The sequence below is a fragment of the Allomuricauda ruestringensis DSM 13258 genome (assembly GCF_000224085.1).
In the GTDB taxonomy this organism is placed as follows: domain Bacteria; phylum Bacteroidota; class Bacteroidia; order Flavobacteriales; family Flavobacteriaceae; genus Flagellimonas; species Flagellimonas ruestringensis.
Genome location: NC_015945.1, coordinates 3,147,569 through 3,171,968, shown reverse-complemented (window position 1 = coordinate 3,171,968; position 24,400 = coordinate 3,147,569). Strand labels below are relative to the sequence as shown.

The 24,400-nt window shown below is 41.2% G+C and carries 19 protein-coding genes and 1 tRNA gene; 6 read left to right on the top strand and 14 right to left on the bottom strand.

Features of this window, described 5'->3' with window-relative positions:
* Window positions 1–72: 72 nt before the first annotated feature.
* The gene (locus MURRU_RS14260; protein ID WP_014034180.1) at window positions 73–549 is read right to left on the bottom strand and encodes a (2Fe-2S)-binding protein; all 477 of its coding nucleotides are present in this window, start codon (window positions 547–549) and stop codon (window positions 73–75) included.
* Window positions 550–800: 251 nt separating this feature from the next.
* On the opposite strand from MURRU_RS14260, the gene MURRU_RS14255 reads away from it, so the two are divergent.
* The 4 genes from MURRU_RS14255 (at window position 801) to MURRU_RS14240 (ending at window position 4,980) form a co-directional block, all read left to right on the top strand.
* The gene (locus MURRU_RS14255) at window positions 801–1,838 is read left to right on the top strand and encodes an alpha/beta hydrolase (protein WP_187289855.1); all 1,038 of its coding nucleotides are present in this window, start codon (window positions 801–803) and stop codon (window positions 1,836–1,838) included.
* A gap of 274 nt (window positions 1,839–2,112) precedes the next feature.
* Window positions 2,113–2,688, top strand: a complete 576-nt coding sequence (locus MURRU_RS14250) for a Crp/Fnr family transcriptional regulator (RefSeq protein ID WP_014034178.1) — start codon at window positions 2,113–2,115, stop codon at window positions 2,686–2,688.
* Window positions 2,689–2,803: 115 nt separating this feature from the next.
* On the top strand, window positions 2,804–3,958 hold the full coding sequence (locus MURRU_RS14245) for an MFS transporter (protein WP_245545042.1): 1,155 nt from the start codon (window positions 2,804–2,806) through the stop codon (window positions 3,956–3,958).
* Window positions 3,959–3,981: 23 nt separating this feature from the next.
* Window positions 3,982–4,980: an aldo/keto reductase gene (locus tag MURRU_RS14240; protein ID WP_014034176.1), complete on the top strand. Its 999-nt coding sequence runs from the start codon at window positions 3,982–3,984 to the stop codon at window positions 4,978–4,980.
* A gap of 594 nt (window positions 4,981–5,574) precedes the next feature.
* Here MURRU_RS14240 and MURRU_RS14235 read toward each other — a convergent pair.
* From MURRU_RS14235 to MURRU_RS14215, 5 genes are all read right to left on the bottom strand, one after another.
* Window positions 5,575–5,651, bottom strand: a tRNA-Arg gene (locus MURRU_RS14235).
* A gap of 105 nt (window positions 5,652–5,756) precedes the next feature.
* A complete protein-coding gene (locus tag MURRU_RS14230; RefSeq protein ID WP_014034175.1) occupies window positions 5,757–6,623 on the bottom strand; it encodes a sugar phosphate isomerase/epimerase family protein in 867 nt (288 codons plus the stop codon).
* 141 nt (window positions 6,624–6,764) lie between these two features.
* Window positions 6,765–7,364: a YceI family protein gene (locus MURRU_RS14225; protein WP_014034174.1), complete on the bottom strand. Its 600-nt coding sequence runs from the start codon at window positions 7,362–7,364 to the stop codon at window positions 6,765–6,767.
* A gap of 78 nt (window positions 7,365–7,442) precedes the next feature.
* Window positions 7,443–8,705, bottom strand: coding sequence for a hypothetical protein (locus MURRU_RS14220; protein WP_014034173.1), 1,263 nt, complete (start codon window positions 8,703–8,705; stop codon window positions 7,443–7,445).
* Between the two features lie 35 nt (window positions 8,706–8,740).
* Window positions 8,741–9,343 carry a YceI family protein gene (locus tag MURRU_RS14215; RefSeq protein WP_014034172.1) on the bottom strand — a complete coding sequence of 201 codons (603 nt, stop codon included), beginning with the start codon at window positions 9,341–9,343 and terminating at the stop codon, window positions 8,741–8,743.
* A gap of 341 nt (window positions 9,344–9,684) precedes the next feature.
* Here MURRU_RS14215 and ppdK point away from each other — a divergent pair, with 341 nt between their 5' ends.
* Both ppdK and MURRU_RS14205 read left to right on the top strand, forming a co-directional pair.
* Window positions 9,685–12,405, top strand: a complete 2,721-nt coding sequence (gene ppdK / locus MURRU_RS14210) for a pyruvate, phosphate dikinase (RefSeq protein WP_014034171.1) — start codon at window positions 9,685–9,687, stop codon at window positions 12,403–12,405.
* 129 nt (window positions 12,406–12,534) lie between these two features.
* Window positions 12,535–13,416 (top strand): cation diffusion facilitator family transporter, encoded by an 882-nt coding sequence (locus tag MURRU_RS14205; RefSeq protein ID WP_014034170.1) that lies wholly within the window; start codon window positions 12,535–12,537, stop codon window positions 13,414–13,416.
* Window positions 13,417–13,463: 47 nt separating this feature from the next.
* Here MURRU_RS14205 and MURRU_RS14200 read toward each other — a convergent pair whose 3' ends face one another.
* The 8 genes from MURRU_RS14200 to MURRU_RS14165 all read right to left on the bottom strand — a co-directional run bounded on the left by MURRU_RS14200 (window position 13,464) and on the right by MURRU_RS14165 (window position 24,343).
* Window positions 13,464–15,227, bottom strand: coding sequence for a hypothetical protein (locus MURRU_RS14200; protein ID WP_014034169.1), 1,764 nt, complete (start codon window positions 15,225–15,227; stop codon window positions 13,464–13,466).
* A complete protein-coding gene (locus MURRU_RS14195; RefSeq protein ID WP_041801577.1) occupies window positions 15,220–17,463 on the bottom strand; it encodes a hypothetical protein in 2,244 nt (747 codons plus the stop codon). The genes MURRU_RS14200 and MURRU_RS14195 overlap by 8 nt, the downstream gene beginning before the upstream one ends.
* Complete coding sequence (locus MURRU_RS14190; RefSeq protein ID WP_014034167.1) at window positions 17,460–18,731, bottom strand: BatA domain-containing protein; 1,272 nt, start codon at window positions 18,729–18,731, stop codon at window positions 17,460–17,462. Before MURRU_RS14190 ends, MURRU_RS14195 begins: the two co-directional genes overlap by 4 nt.
* Window positions 18,732–19,631, bottom strand: a complete 900-nt coding sequence (locus tag MURRU_RS14185) for a DUF58 domain-containing protein (protein ID WP_014034166.1) — start codon at window positions 19,629–19,631, stop codon at window positions 18,732–18,734.
* Window positions 19,631–20,635 (bottom strand): AAA family ATPase, encoded by a 1,005-nt coding sequence (locus MURRU_RS14180; protein ID WP_014034165.1) that lies wholly within the window; start codon window positions 20,633–20,635, stop codon window positions 19,631–19,633. Before MURRU_RS14180 ends, MURRU_RS14185 begins: the two co-directional genes overlap by 1 nt.
* Window positions 20,636–20,645: 10 nt before the next feature.
* On the bottom strand, window positions 20,646–21,266 hold the full coding sequence (locus MURRU_RS14175; protein ID WP_041802089.1) for a DUF4159 domain-containing protein: 621 nt from the start codon (window positions 21,264–21,266) through the stop codon (window positions 20,646–20,648).
* A gap of 92 nt (window positions 21,267–21,358) precedes the next feature.
* Window positions 21,359–22,675, bottom strand: a complete 1,317-nt coding sequence (locus MURRU_RS14170) for a TldD/PmbA family protein (RefSeq protein WP_014034163.1) — start codon at window positions 22,673–22,675, stop codon at window positions 21,359–21,361.
* Between the two features lie 27 nt (window positions 22,676–22,702).
* Complete coding sequence (locus MURRU_RS14165) at window positions 22,703–24,343, bottom strand: TldD/PmbA family protein (RefSeq protein WP_014034162.1); 1,641 nt, start codon at window positions 24,341–24,343, stop codon at window positions 22,703–22,705.
* Between the last annotated feature and the right edge of the window lie 57 nt (window positions 24,344–24,400).

The following is a 24,400-nucleotide window of genomic DNA, read 5'->3' as shown; positions in this document are numbered from 1 at the left end:
GGGTCTTATTATTTAGTATTCTACATTCAGATGAGTTGAGGTCCTTTTGTTGGAAGACCTTATATGCTTACGCTATGGCAGTTGATTATTCTCCAATAATTTAGTTGCCAAACGAACGGCCTTTTTTATTCTGTCGTAGGTACCACAACGACAGATATTTCCTGACATCACTTCTGTTATTTCATCATCGCTCGGATCGGGATTTTGCTGAAGTAAATGCACAGCACTCATAATTTGTCCGCTTTGGCAATATCCGCACTGTGGAACTTGAAGTTCCTTCCATGCTTGTTGTACGGGATGAAGTTCAGGATCGCCTATTCCTTCTATGGTGGTTATCTTTGCTTCTCCTACTGCGGATATTGGCATCATACATGATCGTACTGCGTTTCCGTCCAAATGGATAGTACAAGCCCCGCACTGACCTATCCCACAACCGTACTTTGTGCCTGTTTTTTGCAAAACTTCCCTTAACACCCATAGTAAAGGCATGTTTTCATCACATGTGAAGGATTGATCCTCTCCGTTAAGATTGATTGTATAAGTAGCCATTGTCTTGAATTTTATGATGCTAAAAGTAATGTGGAAGGTTATAAACAATTAATAATCATAGGTTTCATTACTACGGATTTAGCTAAAACGAAAAAGAATGTGACAACAGAGTTATTTTATTAAGCCATTTAATAAAACAAAATATGCAGTTTTGTAACTTTTCTCTTAAAGTGCTAATTATTAAAAAGAAAAAAATAATTTAATTAAATTAATTGAGCAATATAGACACTATGACAACCCTGGTTTGGAAAATGAAAAAGCTTTTACTAATAACAATTCTTCTGCAATTGGTAAGTTGGAGAACTGACAATAGAGGACAAAGTAATAAGGATATTGAGTTTAAGGACTTCTTTGTAAGTAGTACCGATGATGTTCAAATCTTCGTTAGAGAGTTTTTGTCTGAATCAAAAGAACAAATAAGTGAATATCCTTTGATCCTAATTCATGGAGGTGGTCCAGGGGCAATCGCTTCCTTTGATTTAGATGTTCCCAATGGTTCATTTGCAAAGGCTTTGGTAAAAAGGGGAATAAAGGTATACCTGATGAACATACGGGGTTGGGAAAAATCTACTTTACCAAGTTATAATTTAAGCGATAGCACAACGGTCATAGGAAATTTTAAAGAGGCGACACAAGATATAAACAGCGTAGTTGAATATATAAGGGCAAAAGACAAGGTAGACAAAGTATCCATATTCGGTTGGGCTACAGGTGGACATTGGGGAGGAAGTTATGCAGCTCAAAATTCCGATAAATTAGCTGAATTCATATCCCTTAATTCATTATATGGAACTAATGCGCCTTGGGAATTGAAGCATTTCTTTTGGCAAGAGTCTGATTCTACCAAATTCAACAAAACCGGGTTTTTTAGGGTTTCCGACAAAGAAGGGCTCGTAAGGAAGTGGACTTCTACGATCCCGATAGAGAACAAACAAGACTGGAGGGATTCTTTGATAATGGAAGCATATCGAACAACGGCCGTTGGTTTTGGGGAGGATAAGACTACCATGAAGGTTCCGGGTGGCTATCGGGAAGAATCTTTTTATATGTCCAATGGCAGAAAATATTGGGATGCATCTTCAATTACCTGTCCTACGTTGATCCTGAGAACCGATTTGGATTTTTGGTCAAGACCTCAGGATTTGGTGGCCATTGAAAAAGATTTAAGGAACACCGAGAGAAAAAGGGTTAAAACCATCAAAGGAACCCACTACGTATTTTTGGACAGAGATGAAAGGGGAAGGAAAGAATTGATAGATGAGATTGTGAATTTTTTAAAAGAACAATAACGGTAGATATAAGTGTAAAATCCCGTTCAATTAGAATCGTAGGTCAACCCTAGAGAAAAATCAAGTCCCTCTAATTACAGCGCAATGGCCCAAAAAATCAACCATGCCACAGTATAGACGAAAAGGCAACCTCAACCATCAACACCAAAAAGTAACCCGTCCTCATTCTCCCCGTACTTCGTATATTTAAATACATTTAAAATCAACCCTAATGTGAACAGGGCTACGTATGGGTCTGGTACCTTTGCAATGCAAGAAAACGCAAATGATATAAATGAACAAACATCCATTAAGAAAACAAATAGAGGAAATAGTACGGTTAACCGATGATGAATTTGAATTTGTACTGGAACACTTTCAAAAAAAAACGTTCAAAAAACATCTAATTGTTCTACATGAGGGCGACTATGCCCCATTTGATTTCTTTGTACTGAAAGGATTGATGCGCGTTACCAAACTGGATGATGACGGCAAAGAACATATTTTGCAGTTTGGCATGGAAAATTGGTGGATCACGGATTCAGAAGCGTTTCACCATAAAACCAAAGCAACTTTGATCGTAGACTGTCTTGAAAATACCGAAACACTTGCCTTGACCTTGGAGAATAAAGAAAAGCTGAGCAGGGAATTGCCCAAAATGCAGACTTTTTTCCTCAAAAAAACTACCAATGGCTATATTGCTTTACAAAAACGTATCCTCTGCTTTCTCAGCAGTAATGCCAACGACCGATATCACAATCTCATTACTTTATATCCAGGTTTGATGCAACGAGTGCCCAAGTCCATGGTAGCTTCCTATCTGGGGGTTACACGGGAAACTTTGAGCCGATTGACCAAAATCGAGCTCTAAAAATGTGACATTCCTCACATCAAATCTTTGACAAATGTCCTGTTGGGCAAAAATTGCTCCTCGGAACTTTGTCCCAATGAAAAATAACAAGGTCTTAACTGTCGAACAAAATCGCATGCCCATTGCTATTTGGGCTTTGACCGTAAGTGTTTTTGCCATTGGAACTACCGAAGTTGTAATGATCGGCCTCTTACCGACCATCGCCAAAGAATTTTCAATTGGCATAGCTTCGACCGGTTGGTTGGTAACTTCCTACGCCATAGGTGTGGCCATTGGCGGGCCATTTGTAGCGGCATTTACCAATAAGATCAATCGGAAAAGATTGCTGATTACCATTATGCTGCTTTTTGTGGTCGGCAATGGTTTGGCTTCGATCTCATCCAACTTCAGTCTATTGATTGTTGCAAGGATTTTGTCGGGAGTTGCCCACGGCGTTTTTGTTGGCATTGGTGCAAATATCGCCAGCAGTATGGTTTCCAAAGAAAAAAGGGCCACGTCCATTGCAATTATGTTTACGGGCTTGACCGTTGCCATGGTAACCGGCGTTCCGCTCGGCACTTATATTGGTCAGCAATTTGGGTGGCGTTTTACCTTTGGTGGCATTGCTGTTATAGGATTTCTTTGCCTGTTGGCAAATCAACTTTGGCTGCCAAAAGACATAGAAAAAGGCGCACCAATTAGACTCAAGGACCAGTTCAAGGTCTTGGGAAACAAATCAATGCTTTTAGGTTTCTCGTTGACATTATTTTCATTTGCCGCGCTGTTCGGAACGTTCACATTTTTATCCCCCCTATTGGAAAATATTTCAGGGTTTACCGAAAACCAAATCACCCTTATCCTATTGCTCTATGGTGTTGCTGTTGCCTTCGGAAACCTTATGGGCGGAAAGTTTTCCAATAAAAAACCTGCCAGAACCCTGATTTTATTGTTCGCCATACTATTCATCGCATTTGGGTTGATGTACCTATTGTTACCGTACAGGAACACCGCACTCATTTTGGTAGCAACAATGGGCTTCATAGGATTTGGGACCGTTCCCGGCATGCAATTGTACGTTATTCAGCTTTCAGAAAAATACCTGGCCGGAACCGAAGATGTCGCTTCGGTCTTGAACATTTCCGCATTCAATGTAGGAATAGCATTGGGCTCATCCATTGGGGGAATGCTCATTTCCGAATCATTGGGACTATTGTCAATTACATTAATGAGTGCGGGGTTTTCACTAATGGCAATCGTAATGGCAATCATTAGTATAAAAAGAGAAAAATAATTTTAACATAAAAACAGATAGAAATGGAATACAGAAATTTAGGAAATTCAGGATTGAAAGTACCTGTATTGAGCCTTGGAACAGGGACTTTTGGCGGAACCAACGAGTTTTTTCAGCGTTGGGGACAAACCGATGTAAAAGAAGCTACTCGGCTTATCGACATTTGCCTTGAAAGGGGCATCAATTTTTTTGACACGGCCAATGTCTATTCCCTTGGTGATTCGGAAATCGTATTGGGCAAAGCGTTAAAAGGAAAAAGGGACAAAAGCATAGTTTCCACCAAAGCAACTTTCCAAATGGGCGAACAACCCAACGAAAGGGGCTCGTCCCGATACCATTTGATGAATGCCCTTGAAGACAGTTTGAAAAGGTTGGGCACAGATTATATCGATTTGTATTTAATGCACGGTTTTGACCGAAAAACACCTATTGAGGAAACATTGAGAACCCTTGACAATATGGTAAAAAGTGGAAAGGTAAGGTACATCGGCTGTTCAAATTTTGCTTCTTGGCAACTGATGAAATCACTTTCCATATCAGAAAGGGCAAATTTGGAAAAGTACGTCATCTACCAAGGCTATTATTCACTGATTGGTCGGGATTGTGAACAGGAACTGTTGCCACTATTGGAAGACCAAAATATGGGATTGATGGTTTGGAGTCCGTTGGGTTGGGGTCGATTGACGGGTAAAATAAAAAGGGGAATGGAAATGAAGGCAGGCAGGATAAAATCGGGCGGAGATGTAGGGGCACCGCCAGTTGAGGACGAATTCCTATTTAATGTTGTTGACGTTTTGGAAAAAATAAGTAACGAAATCGGAAAATCCATTCCACAGATTGCCATCAACTGGTTGCTTCAAAACAAATGCGTTTCCAACATAGTAATTGGTGCAAGAAACGAAAAGCAATTGCTCTCCAATATTGATTCCGTCGGCTGGAATTTGTCCGAAGAACACCTAAAGCTTCTCAATGAAATATCAGCGCAAGCATCAATTTATCCACATTGGGTTGGAGATAGATAGAAAAATAGGGCTGTAAAAGCCCGTTTCCTAACGCAATATGGTTAAAAGTCATATCAAGTTGGAGTGCTCTAACCGTTGGCATTGAAACTTAAGACTGCAAAAAACGAATAGGGCACACCAACTACTGCGGAATTGAATGAGCACGGGTAAATTGACATCAACTCTTTGCATTACAATAGTTTAAAGGGACATTTTAATCGGCTCTATTTATCCGTAATTGTGGTATATTGGCCGTCCCTCCCTATATTGGAGTCTGGATTCAATAGTAAAATGGCACATCGATCAACAGTCCATTAACTATGAAAGACCGGTCGATCTATTAAAGGGGCGGCTTCATAATTAAATTAGTTTTGTAGAAAACCTATCCTAAAGATTGGGGTATCTACAGACATCAAAAAATAAAACTGGCGAAAAACAATATGCAATTTTTGGTGTATCAAATCTATCTACCATCCAATTGAATGAGTAAATAGTGCTATCAAATAGCAAAACCACGCAAATGGGTTCAAAAAAAGTTAAAAAATAACGTGTTTGCAAATTGTTTGCTAAAAAATAAGCCTTAGAAAGAGAAACTCTCCAAGGCCCTTTATTTACTGGTGATCGCGACAGGATTCGAACCTGTGACCGTCTGCTTAGAAGGCAGATGCTCTATCCAGCTGAGCTACGCGACCAAACTTTTGCGGGTGCAAAGATACTAATGTAACCGATTGTAAAAAATATTTTTTTGATTTCTTATCACTTTTATGAAAAGGCCTTCACAACGGTTACATTGTTTTTTACTTAAAACCTATCTCTTTCAAACCTTTATGGCTAATCTTAATGACTTCCAAAGGTTTTTTATCCCAGGTCATATCCTGTTCAACAAAGTATTTTATCATTCCGGAAGCTTCTTTTTCTCCCAAAATTCTTTTAAAGTCAATGGTGCCTTCTCCTACGGGTGCAAATTTCCCTTCCTCGTCCATGTCCTTTACGTGCCATAACTTGAATCTTCCTGGGTATTCCTCAAAATAGCCGACCGGGTCTGCTCCGGCTCTTGTAACCCAATATAGATCCATTTGGAAGTTTACATATTTTGGGTCCGTGTTTTCCAGTAAATAAACTATTGGTTTTACACCTTCTTCATTGTCCTTGAATTCAAAATCGTGATTGTGGTACAACAGTTTTAATCCAGCTGCATCACATTTTTTTCCCAATATTGTGAGAATATCGGCAAACTCTTTCATAGTACCTTTCATGCCCATGGTCCTGTTCTCACGATCAAAAGTAAACATACCCATCGGTGGTACTGGAATGGTAAAATATTCAAATCCTGCGGCCTTGGTGTCTGCAATTTGTTGATCTGCATTTTCCATAGTTGCCCCCCCCATGTGCGCACTTACCGGGTCTAGCCCCAAACTCTCCGCGTAGGCTTTAAATGCTTGTGGCTCCATGCCATAAAACTTTCCGTCTTTATAATCAGCAGCTTCAATATAGGCATAACCTGCATCCGCCACCTTTTGTAAAGTAGCCTTGGCATCTTCCCCCATGTTTTCACGCACGGTGTACAATGCGAGTCCCCCAAAACTGTCTTGAGCATAAAATGTAATTGAAAATAGTGTAAAGGCGAGGGTAAAAATCCCTTTTAAGGATAAAATTCTGTTCATTGGTATTGTTTGTAGTTAATTTCAGTTTCAAATGTGGTTCACAAGATACTGATTATAGGTTTTATGAAATGTGTGAAAAAATAAAAAATCCGTTAGATATATACATTCCAACGGATTTTTTGTGCAACAAGTGATCAATAATTAAATCTCACTCAACTGCAATGTTAAATGGACTTTTATTTCATCATCAACCTTGATCATGCCCAGCATTTTCTTGGGAGGCTCCAACTCAAAATCGCTGAGCTTTAATTCCAACGTGCCGTTGACACATATATCCTTTGTCTGTTCACAATAAAGTAGTGTCCGGTACTTGCGGGAAACCCCGGCAATCTTGATTTCTATACCAACATCTACCGTACTTTGATTAGGTGATGGAGGTTCCACATAAAGAAGTTTTAACCCTACTTGTGGGTGCCGTTCTGTTTTCAGCAATTCCTGAAAATCTCTATTAATGGCCTTGCCTCCACAATCAAAACAATCGTTGATCAATGTAAGTTCTGCATTTTTAAAAAGAATTTGCTCGGACTTTTCATCATAGATCAAACGAATGGGCATTTCCAACTCCTGTAAATTGTACTTGCAGGTAAAATTATTAACGTTGGTGGTACCGGCAATAACAACCTCACTCTCTGGCTCCACCCTCACTTTGGTTTCCCGTTCCGGGTCGTTAAAGTTGAACCAGGATATAAAAAATAATCCTAACAACAGGGTTTTTGTGATATGTGGGATTGAGGTCAACATGATACCTAAATATAATAATTTTAAGATGTAAGACCTAGGGCATTGCTGTCCTAGGTCTTGTTAAAAATTAATGGTAATCTAGAAACTGATAACAGCTTCCAATAAAACCCCTTTAAACTCACCATCGTGGAAGATACTTGTAGTATCGTATCCATCGTATTGTTGGTTTACATACTCTATTTTGGCCAAAATGTTCTTGGTCAAGAATACACCACCTCCAAGTTGGAATCTATCTATAGTTACTTCCGACCCCGATGGGTCGTCTGAATTTACAGTGTTGTATCGAGTTCCCAAGTAGAAATTTTCATTGTTGCCGAATCTGTAGATCAACTCACCTGCCAATTGCGTAGCATTTCTATCATCGGTCTCAGCATCGGTTTTTCCTGAAGCAGTTTCAAAGGTTCCAAAGAACTCCAATCCTTTATATTTTACAAATGGATTGATCATAAAGGCAGTAATCTCATTCCTAAAACCTGGGTCATATCTACCTGAACGAAAATTACCGGATGTAGAAGCTTCAGTATCCTCCATCACCAAGTAATACCTAGATCCTGCACGGTCTGCGGTATAAAGGTAAACGCTACGTGATTTACTTGTAGTGTACATAGATCCAGTAAGTCTAAGTCTCAAATCTTCGTTCACTTGACTATCGTATCCCAATTTGGCCAATATTGAAGCTCCTGTGGTTTCTGGATTGCTTACTGCTTGGTTCAATTTACCATTAGAAAGCCCAAACATACCGATGAATCCATTTTTTCTAAAGTAAACCTCTCCACCAACCTCTGTGGTAAACGCGTCCATGATCAAGTTGCCTACAAATGGGTTGTGCATGGCCTGGGCGTTATCGGTTCTTCTAAAATGGGTATCACCATAGTTGTTTTCCATGTGCCCCACTTTAACGGTTAAGTACTTCATAGCTTCTTCCAAAAATCCAGGGCTGATGAAATCCAAGTTGTCCACTTGGAAATATCCTCCTTTTACATATGGTTCTGGGTGGTGACGGGATGACAAATAAGTTCTCAAGTGCATTCTCACACCTTTGGCCAAGGCCACATCCAAATCCAGGTTTGCGGTTGCCAGGTTAAAGTTGTCCCCGATCGGGATAAGCTCTACGGCTCCTGAGTTTTCGTGATCTACTGCTTGGAACTGTAAAGTAGATGACCCACCCACTCTTACTTTTACCCCATCAAAGGTACTTACAGTATCTTTTGGAGCTTCAAAAACATTTACTCCATTTTTGTCCGGCGACCGGAAATTGTCCAGTTGACGATTTTGGGAATATCCCATAAGGCCTACAAGGAATGCAGCTGCCAATAATCCGAATTTTGTGTATTTTTTCATTACGTTAAATTTATTAGTTGAGTATTAAGATTTAATTATTTCCAAACAGTGTTAAAGAGAACCTCAATCTCATCACCAGTGGTAATGGTACCCAAAAGTGCCTTGGGAGGTTCTATGTTGTAATCTGTCATTTTTAAAGGTTTCTTGCCTTCGAGCAGCACTTTATCTTCTTTAATCGTTAGATTAAAGGGCAGATCAATGGTATTGGTGCTTCCTGCAATGGTAAGGTTACCCGTGGCGACCACCCTATATCTATCAGAGGTAGCGGTGATCGGAGAAATACTTTTCACACTTTTCAACTCAAATACAATTTGCTTGTATTTTTTGGTTTCGAGCGCTTTGTAAGTATTCTTGTCCATGGCTCCCTTTCCACTCTTTAGGCTCTCAGCTTCAACCGTAAACTTTAAAGAGTTGATCTTTGGAAGCTCCCCTGTATTGTCCAATGTAATTGAACCTGATTTTTGTTCTGCAACCTCCTCCCAATCATGAAGGGTCGAAGTCCCTGTTACCATAACTTCCCCTTCCCCGTTGTTGAGCTTAAAGTTTTGTGCGGAAAGCGAAAGTGGTACAAGGGCAAATGTTATCCAAAGGATTGCTGCTTTTAAAAGCGACTGTCGGTGTGTTGTATGGTATTGCATAGTTCTTGTTTTTTGTTGGGTCAAAGATCCTTTACGGAAAATTCTTAAAAGATGATATTTGTCAGTTTTTTCCCAAAAACCTGATTTTTAGCGCTTAACCATCAAATATTTTTTTATCTACTTTGTTTTTTCTCATTTACCAATGTAATCTGTTCTATGTTTCTTTAAAAAATTTACTTGCTATCCATCGTACTTGACAAATCACTTTGAAAAAAGACAAAATCAAGGTTTGAACAGATGTAAGGGGTAAAACCCTGATTTTTATCATGTTCTGAAGATCAAGAAGCAGCTAATTTTACATATAGATTTTAGTATTTATCAATCTCTTAATAGATAAAAAGATGGAAACACTTACAGCAAACCAACTCAGCGTATATTCCTTCGGCAACAAAAAGACAGATGGTGGACGTGATATGAAGGAACTGCTCGGGGGCAAAGGGGCCAACTTGGCCGAAATGAGCCGTATTGGTATTCCTGTACCTCCCGGTTTTACTATAACAACAGAAGTTTGTACACAATACAACGAAGAAGGCAAAGAAGCCGTAATAAATCGTATTGAACCCGAGGTTCGGGCTGCCATAACCCGCATCGAAGAAACCATGGGTACTATTTTTGGTGATGATGAAAATCCACTATTGATTTCTGTACGTTCCGGGGCACGGGTTTCTATGCCCGGCATGATGGATACCGTCCTCAATCTGGGATTGAACGATGAATCCATTAAAGGTGTCATAAAAATGACAGGCAACGAACGATTTGCCTGGGATTCCTACCGTCGTTTTATTCAAATGTACAGTAGCGTGGTAATGGGCCTCAAACCAGAATCCAAAGACGATCTTGATCCGTTTGAAGAAATCATAGATCATTTAAAGGACAAACGGAGAATCGAGCAAGACACCCAGTTTAACGTTCAAGATTTGCAGGATTTGGTATACGACTTTAAAGACATAGTTCAAAAAAGAACCGGAAAACCCTTCCCTACCAATCCATGGGACCAGCTTTGGGGTGCTATTGCCGCGGTATTCGATAGCTGGAACGGCGACCGTGCCGTTTACTACAGAAAAATGCACGGGTATCCCGAAGATTGGGGCACTGCAGTGAACGTCCAGGCCATGGTGTTCGGCAACATGGGTGAAGATTCCGGAACCGGGGTATGCTTTACAAGGGATGCAGGTACAGGAGAAAACGTATTCAACGGGGAATATCTTATTAACGCCCAAGGTGAAGATGTGGTTGCCGGGGTTCGTACCCCTCAGCAAATTACCTTGTTGGGATCACAACGTTGGGCCAAACTGGCGCAAATAGATGAGGAAGAACGCAAGGAAAACTACCCTTCCCTGGAAGAGTTGATGCCTGACATTTATAAGGAACTGTTTGAATACCAAAATAAACTGGAAACCCATTATCAGGATATGCAGGACATGGAATTTACCATTCAACAAGGTAAACTCTGGATTTTGCAGACCCGTAATGGCAAACGCACCGGTGCCGCCATGGTAAAAATTGCCATGGACTTGCTTAAAGAAGGGTTGATAGATGAGAAAAAAGCCCTAATGCGCATAGAGCCCAACAAACTAAACGAACTTTTACATCCCGTCTTTGACCCTAAAGCCTTAGAGGAAGCCGAAGTAATTGCACAAGGTTTGCCTGCATCTCCAGGTGCGGCTACCGGCCAGATTGTTTTCTTTGCCGATGAGGCCGATAAGTTCAAGAACAGCATTCTAGTGCGTGTAGAAACCTCTCCCGAAGATGTAGAGGGAATGAACATTGCCAAAGCTATTGTGACCGCCCGTGGAGGTATGACCTCCCATGCAGCTGTGGTTGCCAGGGGAATGGGAAAATGTTGCGTTTCTGGAGCTGGTGCTTTAAAAATCAATTACAAAACCCGAACCCTTAAAGTTAATGACCATGAGTACCACGAAGGCGATTGGATTTCGATCAATGGCTCAACAGGTAATATTTTGGAAGGTAAGGTTGGCACCAAGGAACCTGAGTTGAGTGGTGAATTTGCTGAGTTGATGGAACTATCCGACAAATACACCACCATGGAGGTAAGAACAAACGCAGACACGTCAAAAGATGCTTTGATCGCACGTAATTTTGGTGCAAAAGGTATTGGTTTGACCCGTACCGAGCACATGTTCTTTGAAGTGGACCGTATAAAAGCGATGCGAGAAATGATTTTGGCCGATACCATCAAGGGACGCAAACAAGCCTTAAAAGAACTCCTTCCCATGCAACGAAACGACTTTGAGGAAATTTTTAGGGCCATGGAAGGATTCCCTGTAACAATTAGATTGCTGGACCCACCATTGCATGAATTCGTGCCCCATCAATTGGCTACACAAAAAGAATTGGCCGAAGAACTTCATATCTCTTTGGCCGCTGTTAAAAGCAAAGTGGCCGAACTGGAAGAGTTCAACCCTATGATGGGACACCGAGGATGCAGATTGGGAAATACGTATCCTGAAATCACCGAAATGCAGACCCAAGCTATTTTGGAGGCAGCACTTAAAGTGAAGAAAGAAGGTATCCTTGTAAAACCAGAAATTATGGTTCCATTGGTAGGTACCGTGGAAGAATTCAACCAACAAAAAGCAATTATTGATACAACGGCCCAAGAAGTTTTCAAAAAACGTAAGGACACCGTGGAGTATTCCGTAGGTACCATGATGGAAATCCCAAGAGCTATATTTATAGCCGATAAAATTGCAGAAAATGCGGATTTTTTCTCTTTCGGAACCAACGACCTTACCCAAATGACCTTCGGATATTCGAGGGATGATTCGGGAAAGTTTCTACCCACCTATCTCGAAAAAGGCATTTTGAAACATGACCCTTTTGAGGTATTGGATCATGAAGGTGTTGGACAATTGGTGGAAATGGGAACCCAATTGGGACGCAAGACTAAATCCAATCTTAAAATAGGTATTTGCGGCGAACACGGTGGTGAGCCCAATTCGGTTGCATTCTTTCAAAAAGTGGGAATGAACTATGTGAGCTGCTCTCCATTTAGAGTGCCCATTGCAAGGGTGGCAGCTGCACAAGCTGCAATCTCATAATTGTTAAGTACACCTAAATATTCTGGTTTTTTAGAATCCCTGGCCTTAAAACATATCAAGTGTCGAGGATTTTTTTGACCACTACTTTAATCTGTAATCACGATCTTAGCAAAATCCAACAGGAAAGATATGAGCAACGAAAAAACCGCCATACGGACCACCTATTTTAGTATTCTTGGCAATATTGGGTTGGCCTTGATAAAAGGTTTGGCCGGATTTTTTGGGAACTCCTATGCATTAATTGCCGACGCCATAGAATCCACAACCGATATTTTTTCGTCCTTTTTGGTTTTGTTGGGCTTTAAATATGCCGAAAAACCACCAGATGAAAACCATCCTTACGGGCATGGAAAAATAGAACCCTTGGTCACATTTATTGTTGTTGCTTTTTTGGTAACATCGGCAACAATCATTGCATACGAAAGTATCCAGCATATTCAAACCCCGCACAAGGTTCCAGAACCTTGGACACTGATTGTTTTGGGCGGTATTATTATTTGGAAAGAAGTTTCATTTCAAGTAGTCATCAGAAAAAGTAAACAAACCCAAAGTTCCTCCTTGCGAGCAGATGCTTGGCACCATAGAAGTGATGCGATAACCTCCATAATGGCATTTTTGGGGATTTCCATAGCACTACTATTTGGTGAGGGCTATGAAACGGCGGATGATTGGGCCGCCCTTTTGGCATCGGCCTTTATACTTTACAATAGTTATTTGATATTTCGCCCCGCACTCGGCGAGATCATGGACGAGCACCAATATGATGACCTAATTTTAGAGATCCGGAAAAAATCTTCGCAAGTAGATGGAATTTTAGGTACTGAAAAATGTTTTATCCGCAAGTCTGGGATGAGATATCATGTAGATCTTCATGCTATTGTAGATGGGAAAATTTCTGTGGAAAAAGGTCATTGGATTGCTCATGATCTAAAAGATTATTTACGAAAAGAAATTCCCAACCTGGGACATGTACTCATCCATATTGAGCCGAATGAATACACTTATAAATAGATATTATATTAAGCACGACCTTGTTTTTAAACCACTTCATAATTATCTCAAAAAGCCTGTTTAAACAGCTTAGGCTCCAACCATAACCAACCCAAACACAATAGAAGTAACGCATAAAACCAAAACGGGGATATGGGTTTTAAGGTCTTTTTTGATGTCGAAACCGAAGTGCTAAAATTGTTTTGAGTTCCAAATTCGCGAAGGTTGGCTTCCAAGGTTCCTGACCTTGTAACAGATTCACGTTGGTCTTCATCAAAAACGTAATACGTAAACTGGGGAGTGGAGTCATTGGAAACTTCTAGTTTGCTCCATCCTGTTGTTCGCGGGTATACAATTCCTGTCCATTTACTGGACACCAAACCATCTTGAAGTAAAGGAATGTTTGCCCCTCCATCGGTTTTGACCTCCAAATTATTTAAAGAGGTACGAAGTTCAAATTCAAAAGGTTGATCGGATCTTGGAATTTGGGTTACAGCTTTCCATTCCACTACCCTATCTTGCTCCCTTACAATAGTGTTCAAAATTTGGCTCCAAATACTAGCATATAGCCTATCGCTGCCGTCTAAAACCAACTGATAGGTATTTTGAAGCACCGTAGTGCCCATTTTTCCTTTTTCTACAGGAATATAAGCCGCTACCACCAAAGAATCCACCAAAATTTCTTGTACCCGAACATCCTGTTCAAAACTATACGGATATTTCTGTAGGGTTTGCCCTGACTCACCCAAAGAAGTTTCAGTGATAAAATCACGATTGAACTGTAATGGCGATTCATTCTCGGCAAGCCGGAACAAACTTTCATTAGGTTGGATAAAAATTCCAAGTCCGTTGTTTTTTACAGCTTCCTGCATTGCATTTTTTGATGACCTTCCAAGGCTTGTGTAGGAATCCGTATCAATCACCAAAAGATCGTACAGTTCCAAATTTGCTTTGGTAAAACCATAAATGGGATTTGATGCTCCATTAAAATACTCAAACTTGTATTTACCTTTGGTAAGCTGTGTCCGAGCCAACACTTCATGTCCCTTCTCCGCTAAGAAATTTTTAAGGTATTTCGTCTCAAAAGTGGGAAAAGTGTTTACTATCAAAACTTTCAGGCGTTCGCCTTCCAGCACTTGGATGGGAAGCAGCTCATCGGACACAATATTACCTTTGTTATTTTTCTCTAAAAGATGATAAACAAATTGTCCGTCTGCCTTGGGTTTGGCATTAAACTGCAACACCTGCTCCTGTCCTTTTTCAAAAAGCAAGGAATCCAAAGGATTGTCTCCATTATCGGTCAAAATGGCCCAATGTCCCTCTTTTGGTTGGTAATATTTGGCGTTAACGGACAATACTTCGCCCAGTGAAATTTCAGTTTTATAGGAGATGTCCATCCATCCTGAAACCTCTTCACCACCCAAAAAGGCAACGGACTCATTCTTCACTTGCCAAAAATCAAAAGGTGCCAAACCATGACCCAAAAGAAACAAAGAATCCACATCTTTCAAAATTGACAATGGTGTTCCCTTGGTATATTCTTCTATTTGTATTCGCTTGTAAATAGATCTTAAACTGTCCAACTGGGCCGGTCGGTATCCGTCCGTTAAAACAATTCCCTTTCCACTGGTTGATTCTTGCCAAGTACCCGGCTTTAGTGCGATCATCGCCAATGAGGCAATCGCCAAAAATGCTACCACCAGCTTCACCCAAAACCTGTTTTCCTTTCGCTGCGACCATTCTTTCCAGATAAAAACTGCCCAAAGCACCAGTCCCAACAAAATCACGGGCACCAAAAGATTCTGGTTCACAAGCACCGTCCCATCATTCATAAGCACCCAATTCTTTTAAGTACAACAAATTGATATCATCTCGGTATTCGGCCTTTTTCATTGGGTTGTCCTCCACATCTGGCAGCACCTCCAATAGGTTTTTTTGAACCGCTTTAAAGTTTTCTTTGTTTCTATTTGCAACTTTTTCAAGATCTCGTAAACCCTGAAGTACTTTTAAATATTTGAGCGGTTCCGAAATTGCTTTTGGCGCCAGTTCATTTCCTGCGTCAATAAAAAGGGCGCTATCGCGGTCATCAAACCGCTTTTCACCTAAAATCAAACGTTCCAAACGAGCAATGGTTTCCCGCGTTGAAGTAAAGGGCATTTGATATTCAAACGCTTCCTTTTTATCAAAATTGGTAATATCCCCAATATCCCCGCTCAACCTATTTTCCTCCTTGATTGGTGGTGGGTCAAAACCGATACGGTGCACATATATTCTGGAGCTGTTTTTTATATCCTGAATTATTTTGAGGGCATCATACTGATACGGCAAGGATTTTTCCGGCTCGTAAAGGCGTAAATGAAGTTCAGCATCCCACATAATGTCTAAAGCATCTCGAAGCTTTGCCTTCAAGGATTTTTCAAACAAAGTAGATGCTTCGGGGTCTGAATGATTATGCACATAATCGTGCAACGAATCATCTACCTCGTTTTCATTATCATGTTCGTGATTGTCGCCTTCAGCCACTAAATTATGTTCGTTGTCACTGTCATGCTTGTGACTGTATTCATCCAGTAAATCATCCTCATTGTCCTCGTGCCCATGGTCCTCTTCGTTATCAACTTCTCCCGCCACGTTCGACACCTGACCTGCAGCTGCTTGCATTTCGGTCTCATCGCCCATAAACTGTCCATACTTTAAACGCAATTGTTTTTGATCAAAACCCAATTCGTTACTTCTGAACTTGAAATCCTTTTCAGAAATATGGGGTCTATCGGCAATCAATTTTTCCGTATCGATAATCAATTGACGCTGACTTCTAAAATAGTCCGGCATTAAATCGACACCCAAGTTACCCTCTACAGCAAATGCATCGGCAATGGTATCGCGAATCACGGCAAAATAGGTTTCGCTTCTTGCAATATTTGCTGATGGCGTTTTTTGGTCAAGCGCCTCTACATAAAAATAGAGTTCATCACCGGGGTCCATTTTTAAGGCATCCAAATCCAAGGGCTGCTGCAATTGGATTCGTTTATTCCCTTTGGGAATAGCCCTATCAAAACGCACGGTTTCTTCTCGAAATTTAACCGATTCACCAGATCCTTTGCTCACGGTCGCGATAATGTAGGCATCATCAATTCCAAAATCATCGGAAATGTTGGTGTTGAGCATCAAACGTTTATCATCATCAAACTCAAAATAAGTGTAGTTGTCCAACCCTTCAATTTGGACCATTGGAGGTTCATCGGTTATCATCTCCAAGGAATACAGATCGCTCACGTAGTCGTTTCCATCTACATCTTTAAAAGTGAAACTATAAAATCCTGATGCAGTAAGCGTCTTGGTCAACCGATACGATTCTTGATTTTTTGTAAAACCGATGCGCTCGCCCATCAAATCCATTTCCACTTCTTGGACATGGCCATCAAATTCAAGTTTCCAGATAATTCTGGAACCTTCCACAGCCTTAATATTTGGGTCAGAAGTATTCGAAGTTCCTTTTTTCGTGTAACCGGGATATTGAATGGTGATATTGGTCCGTATCAATTCAGGAATTTCGGCCGTGTTTGTTAGGCTATCTTTCGGAGCAAAGCTAATTTGCTCAGTATTCGATGAATCTCCTCCCGATGGATTTCCGAACTTGGTCAGTATAAAACTACCTGCAAGTCCTAGAAAAATTAGACCAAACATGGCAAGGGTAGCCTTCAATAAGTTGTGAGGCGGTTTCAATTGGGACAAAATAGGTTCCAATTGCGAAGCTACTCGATATTGCTGTAATTTGGACAGGTCGGAAAGCTCATTGGCCGGTGATAATAATAGTCCACTACTGAATCCCGCCTGGGGCAAATGAGCGTCGATATAACCCACTGCATTTTCCGAACTTATTCCCCAAGGTTTTAAAACAAAAACAGCAATTCCTGCAGAAACCAAAAAACCAACAATTCCAAAAAAAATATTTTGGGTCAACAAGTACACAAAACCACCAAATCCAACAGCGTAGAGCATCCCTTCCACATATTTGGATTGCTGCCATCGTTTTTGAAATTGTTTTATCGCCCCTGCTCCCATCATTGTTTTTTATAGTTTGACAGCAAACGTTCAACAATCATCAGTCCAGCGAGAATAGCGAATACCCAGAGGGAAACGTCAAGCAAGGTGGCGCTTTCCCTTTTTCTTTTGGGTTCCACGTAATTGGGTTTGAGTTCAGCTTCGTCCATTTGTCTTACATCCATTTTCGTCACTAAACCTTTTAAATCCTTATCCAATGCCAAAATGTTGAGCAACTGTTCGGGCAAGTGTTGGTCTACCGTATTTTTGGGGTTCAATTTTGATGTTAGGTAAAAAAAGTTTTCCCGAGGGGATAATTCAATCAATTGTTTGGCCAACGGATTTTCTTGATGGACCAACCATTTACCCTCTAAATTATTCTTAGGTTCATTGCTCAACCAAATGTTCAAATTAGCTTGATCACTCGTCGGTTCATCTTCTTTGTGAATAACGATTTCACGCTTTAAAAATGCCGATAATGCCCTAAACGATGCTTCAATATATTTTCCTTCGCGTTCAAAATCGTCTTCCACATACAAATTGATTCGAAGCGTATCCAATTTTTTCAAGGGAACGGTTTGAGGCTCTTCTGAAAGTAATCTAAGGCTATCGTTACTGATGTTGAAGCCCTCCTCCAACAACTCTTTATTTATTTTGGTCGCTCTTCCAGTACTGGATGCGGTAATCAATTCAACAGCTGATTCCTGTTTAACGGCCAGCAAAGGTTGATCTTGAGTTTCTTCGGAGTCCACGACCACCCAATGTATTTTCTTTTGGGTATTGGGCCGCATGGATTTGATTCCTTTGACCAATGCCTTTGTAAAAACCACAATACTATCCGAGCGCAACGAATCCATTTTTTGAACCAATTGCCAATAGTTGGGCTGTTCCTTGTCCGATTGATAATCGGCATCATCTTCCCACTCAGGAAAGCCATTTTTCAATAGAAAAACGGGGGAATCCTCTTGTAAGCTATCCAAAACAGAGCTGATGGATACTTCATTGGCAATGGAAGTCTCAACTAGGTAAGTAATTTGCTTTTGATTGCCTTTGGTACGCCATTGTGGGCCTGCCATCAATAAAACAACCAATGCAACTATCAACATTCGTAGCAATAGCAACAACCATTCGTTCAATTGAATGCTACTGGATTGCCTAGAATTCGATTCGTCCAACAACTGGATACTTCCAATTTTTATGATCTTTGCCTCCTTCTTGCTCCACAAATGGATGGCCAAGGGAACCAAAAGTCCCAAAAGTGCCCAGAGATATGACGGATTTGCAAAAACCATTTATTGTAATCGTATTCGTTCTTTTAAAAATAATTGCAAAGCATCTCCCAAGTCATTGTCCATTCTAAAAAGGTGGTAATGCACCCCTTGGGACAGCAATTGCTCTTTGGTTTGATTCACTTTTTCATTCAAAGCTTTTAAATAGGCTGCTTTGGCTTTGTTTACATCCACTTTGACCTTGGCTCCTGTTTCCAAATCCTCAAAAGTGACGGATTTTTTATAATCAAAATCCATTTCTTTTCCAGACATAATTTGAAGAACCACCACCTCATTTTTGGCCGTCTTCAGGTTTTTTACAAAATCGGACAGTTCGGAAACATTCTCGTACATATCCGTCAGGAAAAATACCAACTCCTTTTCTCCCCTATTGTGGATTCTCCTGGATGCAATATTGAGTTCGGGCCATTTCCCTTTGGTAGAAATCTTCAACAGTTCCAGCAATAAACGGTTAAAATGTTTTTGGTCTGCTTTGGGATAAATGCTCACAAAATCATCTTCGTTGAGCGCAAAAAGCCCTACCGAATCTCCTTGCTTTTGAGCCATATGGGACAAACAGGCTACCATTACCCTAGCAAATTCCAATTTGGAGATACCGCCCTCTTCGTGCTCCATGGAAGCACTGGCATCAACAATAAATTTGACGGTGACATGGCTTTCCACTTCGGATTGTTTGATATAATACCGACCTGACCGGGCCAACATCTTCCAATCGAGCAATCGAAGGTCATCCCCAGGTTCATAACCCCGGTATTGACTGAATTCCATTCCAGGGCCCACACTCTTGCTCCGATGTAAACCAGAGGTATATCCTTCCACCACAATACGCGAGATCAAACTGAGGCCCGATACGGTATTGATGACTTCAGGTTGTAAAAGGTCGTGGTAGTCCCTTGATGCCATTATTTATCCTTTAATTGCACTGCTTTCAGTATTTCTTTTGTGACCGTATCAGAGGTAATCCCCTCGGCATCCGCCCTAAAGTTCACGAGGACCCTATGTCGTAATACGGGCAAGGCGACTTTTTGCAAATCTTCCGGCGTAACGGCCAATCGGCCTTCCAAGAGTGTATTCGCCTTTGCGGTCAAAATCATCGCCTGACCTGCACGGGGCCCTGCGCCCCAATCCACCCATTTTTTTACGTAGTCGACCGAAGTCGTATCGGGTCGGGTGGCGCGGATTACATCACTCACATATTGAATCAATCCATCGCTGATGGAAACTTCACGAACCAGTTGTTGCAATCTAACAATGTCTTCCCCTGAAAGTACCTTGTTCAATTGCGCCTTTTTGGTACCCGTAGTGGCTTTTAAAATTTGTGTTTCTTCCTCGTCTGTTGGATAGCCTATTTTAATATACAACAAGAATCTATCCTGCTGCGCTTCCGGCAGCACAAAGGTTCCCGATTGTTCAATGGGGTTTTGCGTGGCCAGAATAAAGAACGGTTTGTCCAAAGCATAGGTTTTATCCCCATAGGTCACCTCAAACTCTTGCATGGCTTCCAAAAGTGCTGCCTGTGTTTTTGGAGGTGTTCGGTTAATCTCATCCGCCAAAATGATATTGGAAAAAATAGGTCCTTTGTTGAATTTGAAGAACTTTTTGCCCGTAGTATGATCCTCTTCCAATATTTCCGTTCCGATAATGTCGGATGGCATTAGATCGGGCGTAAACTGTATCCGTTTGAACTTTAAATCAATGGCGTTGGACAGGGTTCGTATCATCAATGTTTTGGCAAGTCCTGGAACACCCTCCAACAAAGCGTGTCCTCCTGCAAGAAATGTTATCAACAACTGGGAAACGGTCTCTTCTTGACCAATGATCACTTTTCCAATTTCTTTTTTAAGGGCGGTCAGCTTTTCGGAAAGCCCTTCTACTTCAATTGCAATCTGTTGTAGTTCTTTATCCAAATTAGTATCGTTAAGAGGTTAAAGCGTATAGTACAATATTCACCCCAAACCGGGTATTGTCAATTTTGTACCAGCGTTTGTTTCTAAAATCGTAATCCCATTCGCAGCCGTAGTCCTTGTTGCTGTAAAGCACGCCAATTCTACCATTGATTATAATGGCCTTCAGATAATCGTGCACGAGGTCATCTCCCCAACCATTAAGTTCTTGGGATGTGGTGGGAGGACCATCATCAAACTCAAAAAAAATGGTATAGATTTCGTGGTCGTTGGGAATTTTTTGTAGTTCTCCTGGCCCGAATATTTCTTCCATCTGGCGTTCGAACGATTTGGCAAAAAGACCGTCGATATCGTGGTTACAGTCATCGGCAAACACAAAACCGCCGTTGCGCACATATTTCTCAAAGTTTTCCCGTTCTTTTTTGGTGAACTGAACCAATTTATGGCCCGAGATATAACAGAACGGACTTTTAAAGATATCATCGCTGGCAAGGGTGATAATCTTCTCCTGAGTATCCACCTTTAACGTGGTGTACTCGACAAGGGAATTCAGCAAATTGGAGGGCATACGCTGATCCACATCCCAATCTCCTGATTCGTACTGTAATCGTGTAAAAAAGAATTCGTTGTCCAATGCCATTTGGGTCGTAGGCAAAAAATCATTGCCAAAATAAAAAACTGGCGGTCAAGGATAACCTGACCACCAGTTTGTTTCAATTCATTTGGTTATACCGCATCTGAGAGACTGGTGAACGTAAAGTCACGAATCTTCATATAAGGTATTAAGTTTCCGTCGACACGTACTTGTTGCCCAAGGGATTCCAAATTATTCAACATAATAATCGGGCTCTCGTTGAACCTGAAGTTTTTGACAGGAAACTTGATTTCTCCGTTTTCGATATAGAAAGTTCCGTCTCTGGTCAAGCCAGTGTACAATAAGGTTTGTGGGTCTACACTTCGTATGTACCAAAAGCGTGTCACCAAAATACCTTTTTTGGTGCCCTTGATCATATCCTCAAGACTTTCGTCCCCTCCTTCCATTATCCCATTACTTGGGAATGGCACGGGATCTACGCCTTGTTTTTCTGCCCAGTAACGGCTGTAGGCCAAGTTTTTGACCACTCCGTTTTCTATCCAACTGGTTTTCTTTAAAGGTTGCCCTGCCCCGTTCCAAGTGGATGTGGGAACATCGGGATCCAAGGGGTCTGACCAAATATTAACGCGTTCGTCCACTATTTTTTGCCCAATTTTATTTCCACCTTCTTTGGCGGACATAAAACTTCTACCCTCATCGGCAGATCGTGCATCAAAAGATCGGAACATATTTTGCAACAAGCCAATCGATGCTGCTGGTTCCAAAATCACCGTGTACTTTCCAGGTTCTATGGCACGGGCTTCTTTGGACATTACTGCTTTGTCTATCGCCGTTTTTGATGCTTCATCCGCATCAAACTTGGAGATGTCATTGTAATCCCTGGTCACCCAACCGGAACCTGTGCCATCGTTGGTACGCATGGTTACGGTAAAATCCACATCGGTAGATTGATTGTAAGCGAACAGTCCATTGGAATTGATCATAGCGGAAAACTGGGCCGAATCGTCCAAGAAACCTGCTGCGGTTACATCTTTTGCGGCTGCGGGAACGATACTGCTATTGGCCACCTCAGCTCTGTACTCAGGTGTTACATTAGCAGTAGCTTCCTTATATGTAATCGCTTCATCATATTCCTGTGGTCCCAAAGGAGACATAAACTCAGGGTTCTCTGGTGACAATTGAGCCAATTCTTCAGCTCTTCTCACCACTTTTTCCAACGATGCATCATCAAACTCATCGATGGTGGCTGTACCCACTTTTTTACCAAAACTGGATTGTACCGCCAAACTTTGTGTTGATCTATATCCTGCAGTGGATACGGTATTTCTTGCATATCGGATATTACCGCTGTTACTTCCACTTAGGTTTATTTCGCAGGCATCGGCCTTGGAAAAACTCAACGCCTTTTCCAAAATCTTTTTTGCTTCTTCTCTTGTATATATAGCCATTGTCTTATTATTTAATTTGAATAAACCTTAAATGGTCCTACCTGTATTGATTACATTGACTCCGTTGAATCGTGATGTGGAGCTACCGTGTGAAACGGCACTTACCTGTGAAGGCTGCCCTTTACCATCGAAGAAAGAACCGAACAACCTGTAGTCATCCTTATCACAGATCTTAACACAAGAGTTCCAGAATTCCTGGGTATTGGATTGGTAAGCCACGTCATCGAGCATCCCTACAATTTCACCATCCTTGATTTCGTAGAACAAAGTTCCTCCAAACTGGAAGTTGTAACGTTGCTGGTCAATGGAGTACGATCCACGGCCTAAAATATAAATTCCTTTGTCCACATCCTTGATCATATCCTGCAAGGAATATTTTTCTTTTCCAGGCTCCAAGGAAACATTGGGCATCCGCTGGAACTGCACATCTTCCCAACTCTGGGCATAACAGCATCCGTGCGATTCGTTTTGATCGATCATATGCACCTGATCACGTATAGCTTGATAGTTGACCAAGGTACCATTTCTGACCAAATCCCATTTTTTGGTTTTCACGCCCTCATCATCATAACCCACGGCACCTAAAGATCCTTCTTGGGTCTTGTCGGCAATCAAGTTTACAATGTCGCTTCCATAATTAAAGTCTTTTGATTCCCATTTGTCCAATGTAGCAAAACTGGTACCTGCGTAGTTGGCTTCATAACCCAATACACGGTCAAGTTCCAATGGGTGTCCAACCGATTCGTGAATCGTCAATCCTAGGTGGTTCGGTTCAAGAACCAAATCGTACTTACCAGCTTCCACGGATTTTGCGGTCAATTTTTGCTTGGCCTGTTTTGCCGCCATAGTGGCATCTTCCACAATATCGTAACTTCTGTTGTACAATTTGATACCCTCTGGACCCGATAATTTTTCAGATTCCAAACCATCCATATACTCATATCCCATGCCCATTGGGGCACTCAATGCCTGACGGCTCTTGAATTTTCCTGCTTGGCGGTCAATGGCCGTAACATTAAAGGTTGGCCAAATCCGGTGTACGTCTTGATCAATGTAAGATCCATCGGTGGAGGCAAAATACTTTTGCTCGTTCACCATAAAAAGGGCAGAATTCACAAAGTTGGCTCCGTTTTCCATGGCAGCCGCATTTGCATTCAAAAGCAAATCAACTTTTTCTGAGATGGGTACTTCTTTAAAGTCCTTTTTTATCGGAGTTTTCCAAGATACCTCCCCATGACCCTGAACTGGCGCCAAAACAACAGGTTCTTTTTGAATCTTGGAGTTGGCCTTGGCAATGGAAACAGCATGTTGTGTTGCCTTTTTTATGCCATCCTCTGTAACATCATTGGTAGAGGAAAAACCCCAAGTTCCGTTGGCGATAACCCTGATTCCAATTCCGAACGATTCTGTGTTCACCACATTTTGAACCTTATCTTCCCTAGTGAAAACATATTGGTTCAAATATCTTCCTATTCTGGCGTCAGCATAGGTAGCCCCCATGGACTTTGCCGTATTTAGGGCTACATCGGCCATTTTCTTTTTAAGTACGGTATCCATACCTGGTTCGAGCAATGCTTCTGCAGGAATATCATTCCCCAAAAGAAGCGAGGGCATCATCATTGCCCCTGCACCCATACCAGCGTACTGCACAAAATCTCTTCTTTTCATAAGTTAGTATTTGATTTACTTTGAGTTAAAAATAGGTGAGTATATATTAAAATTGGT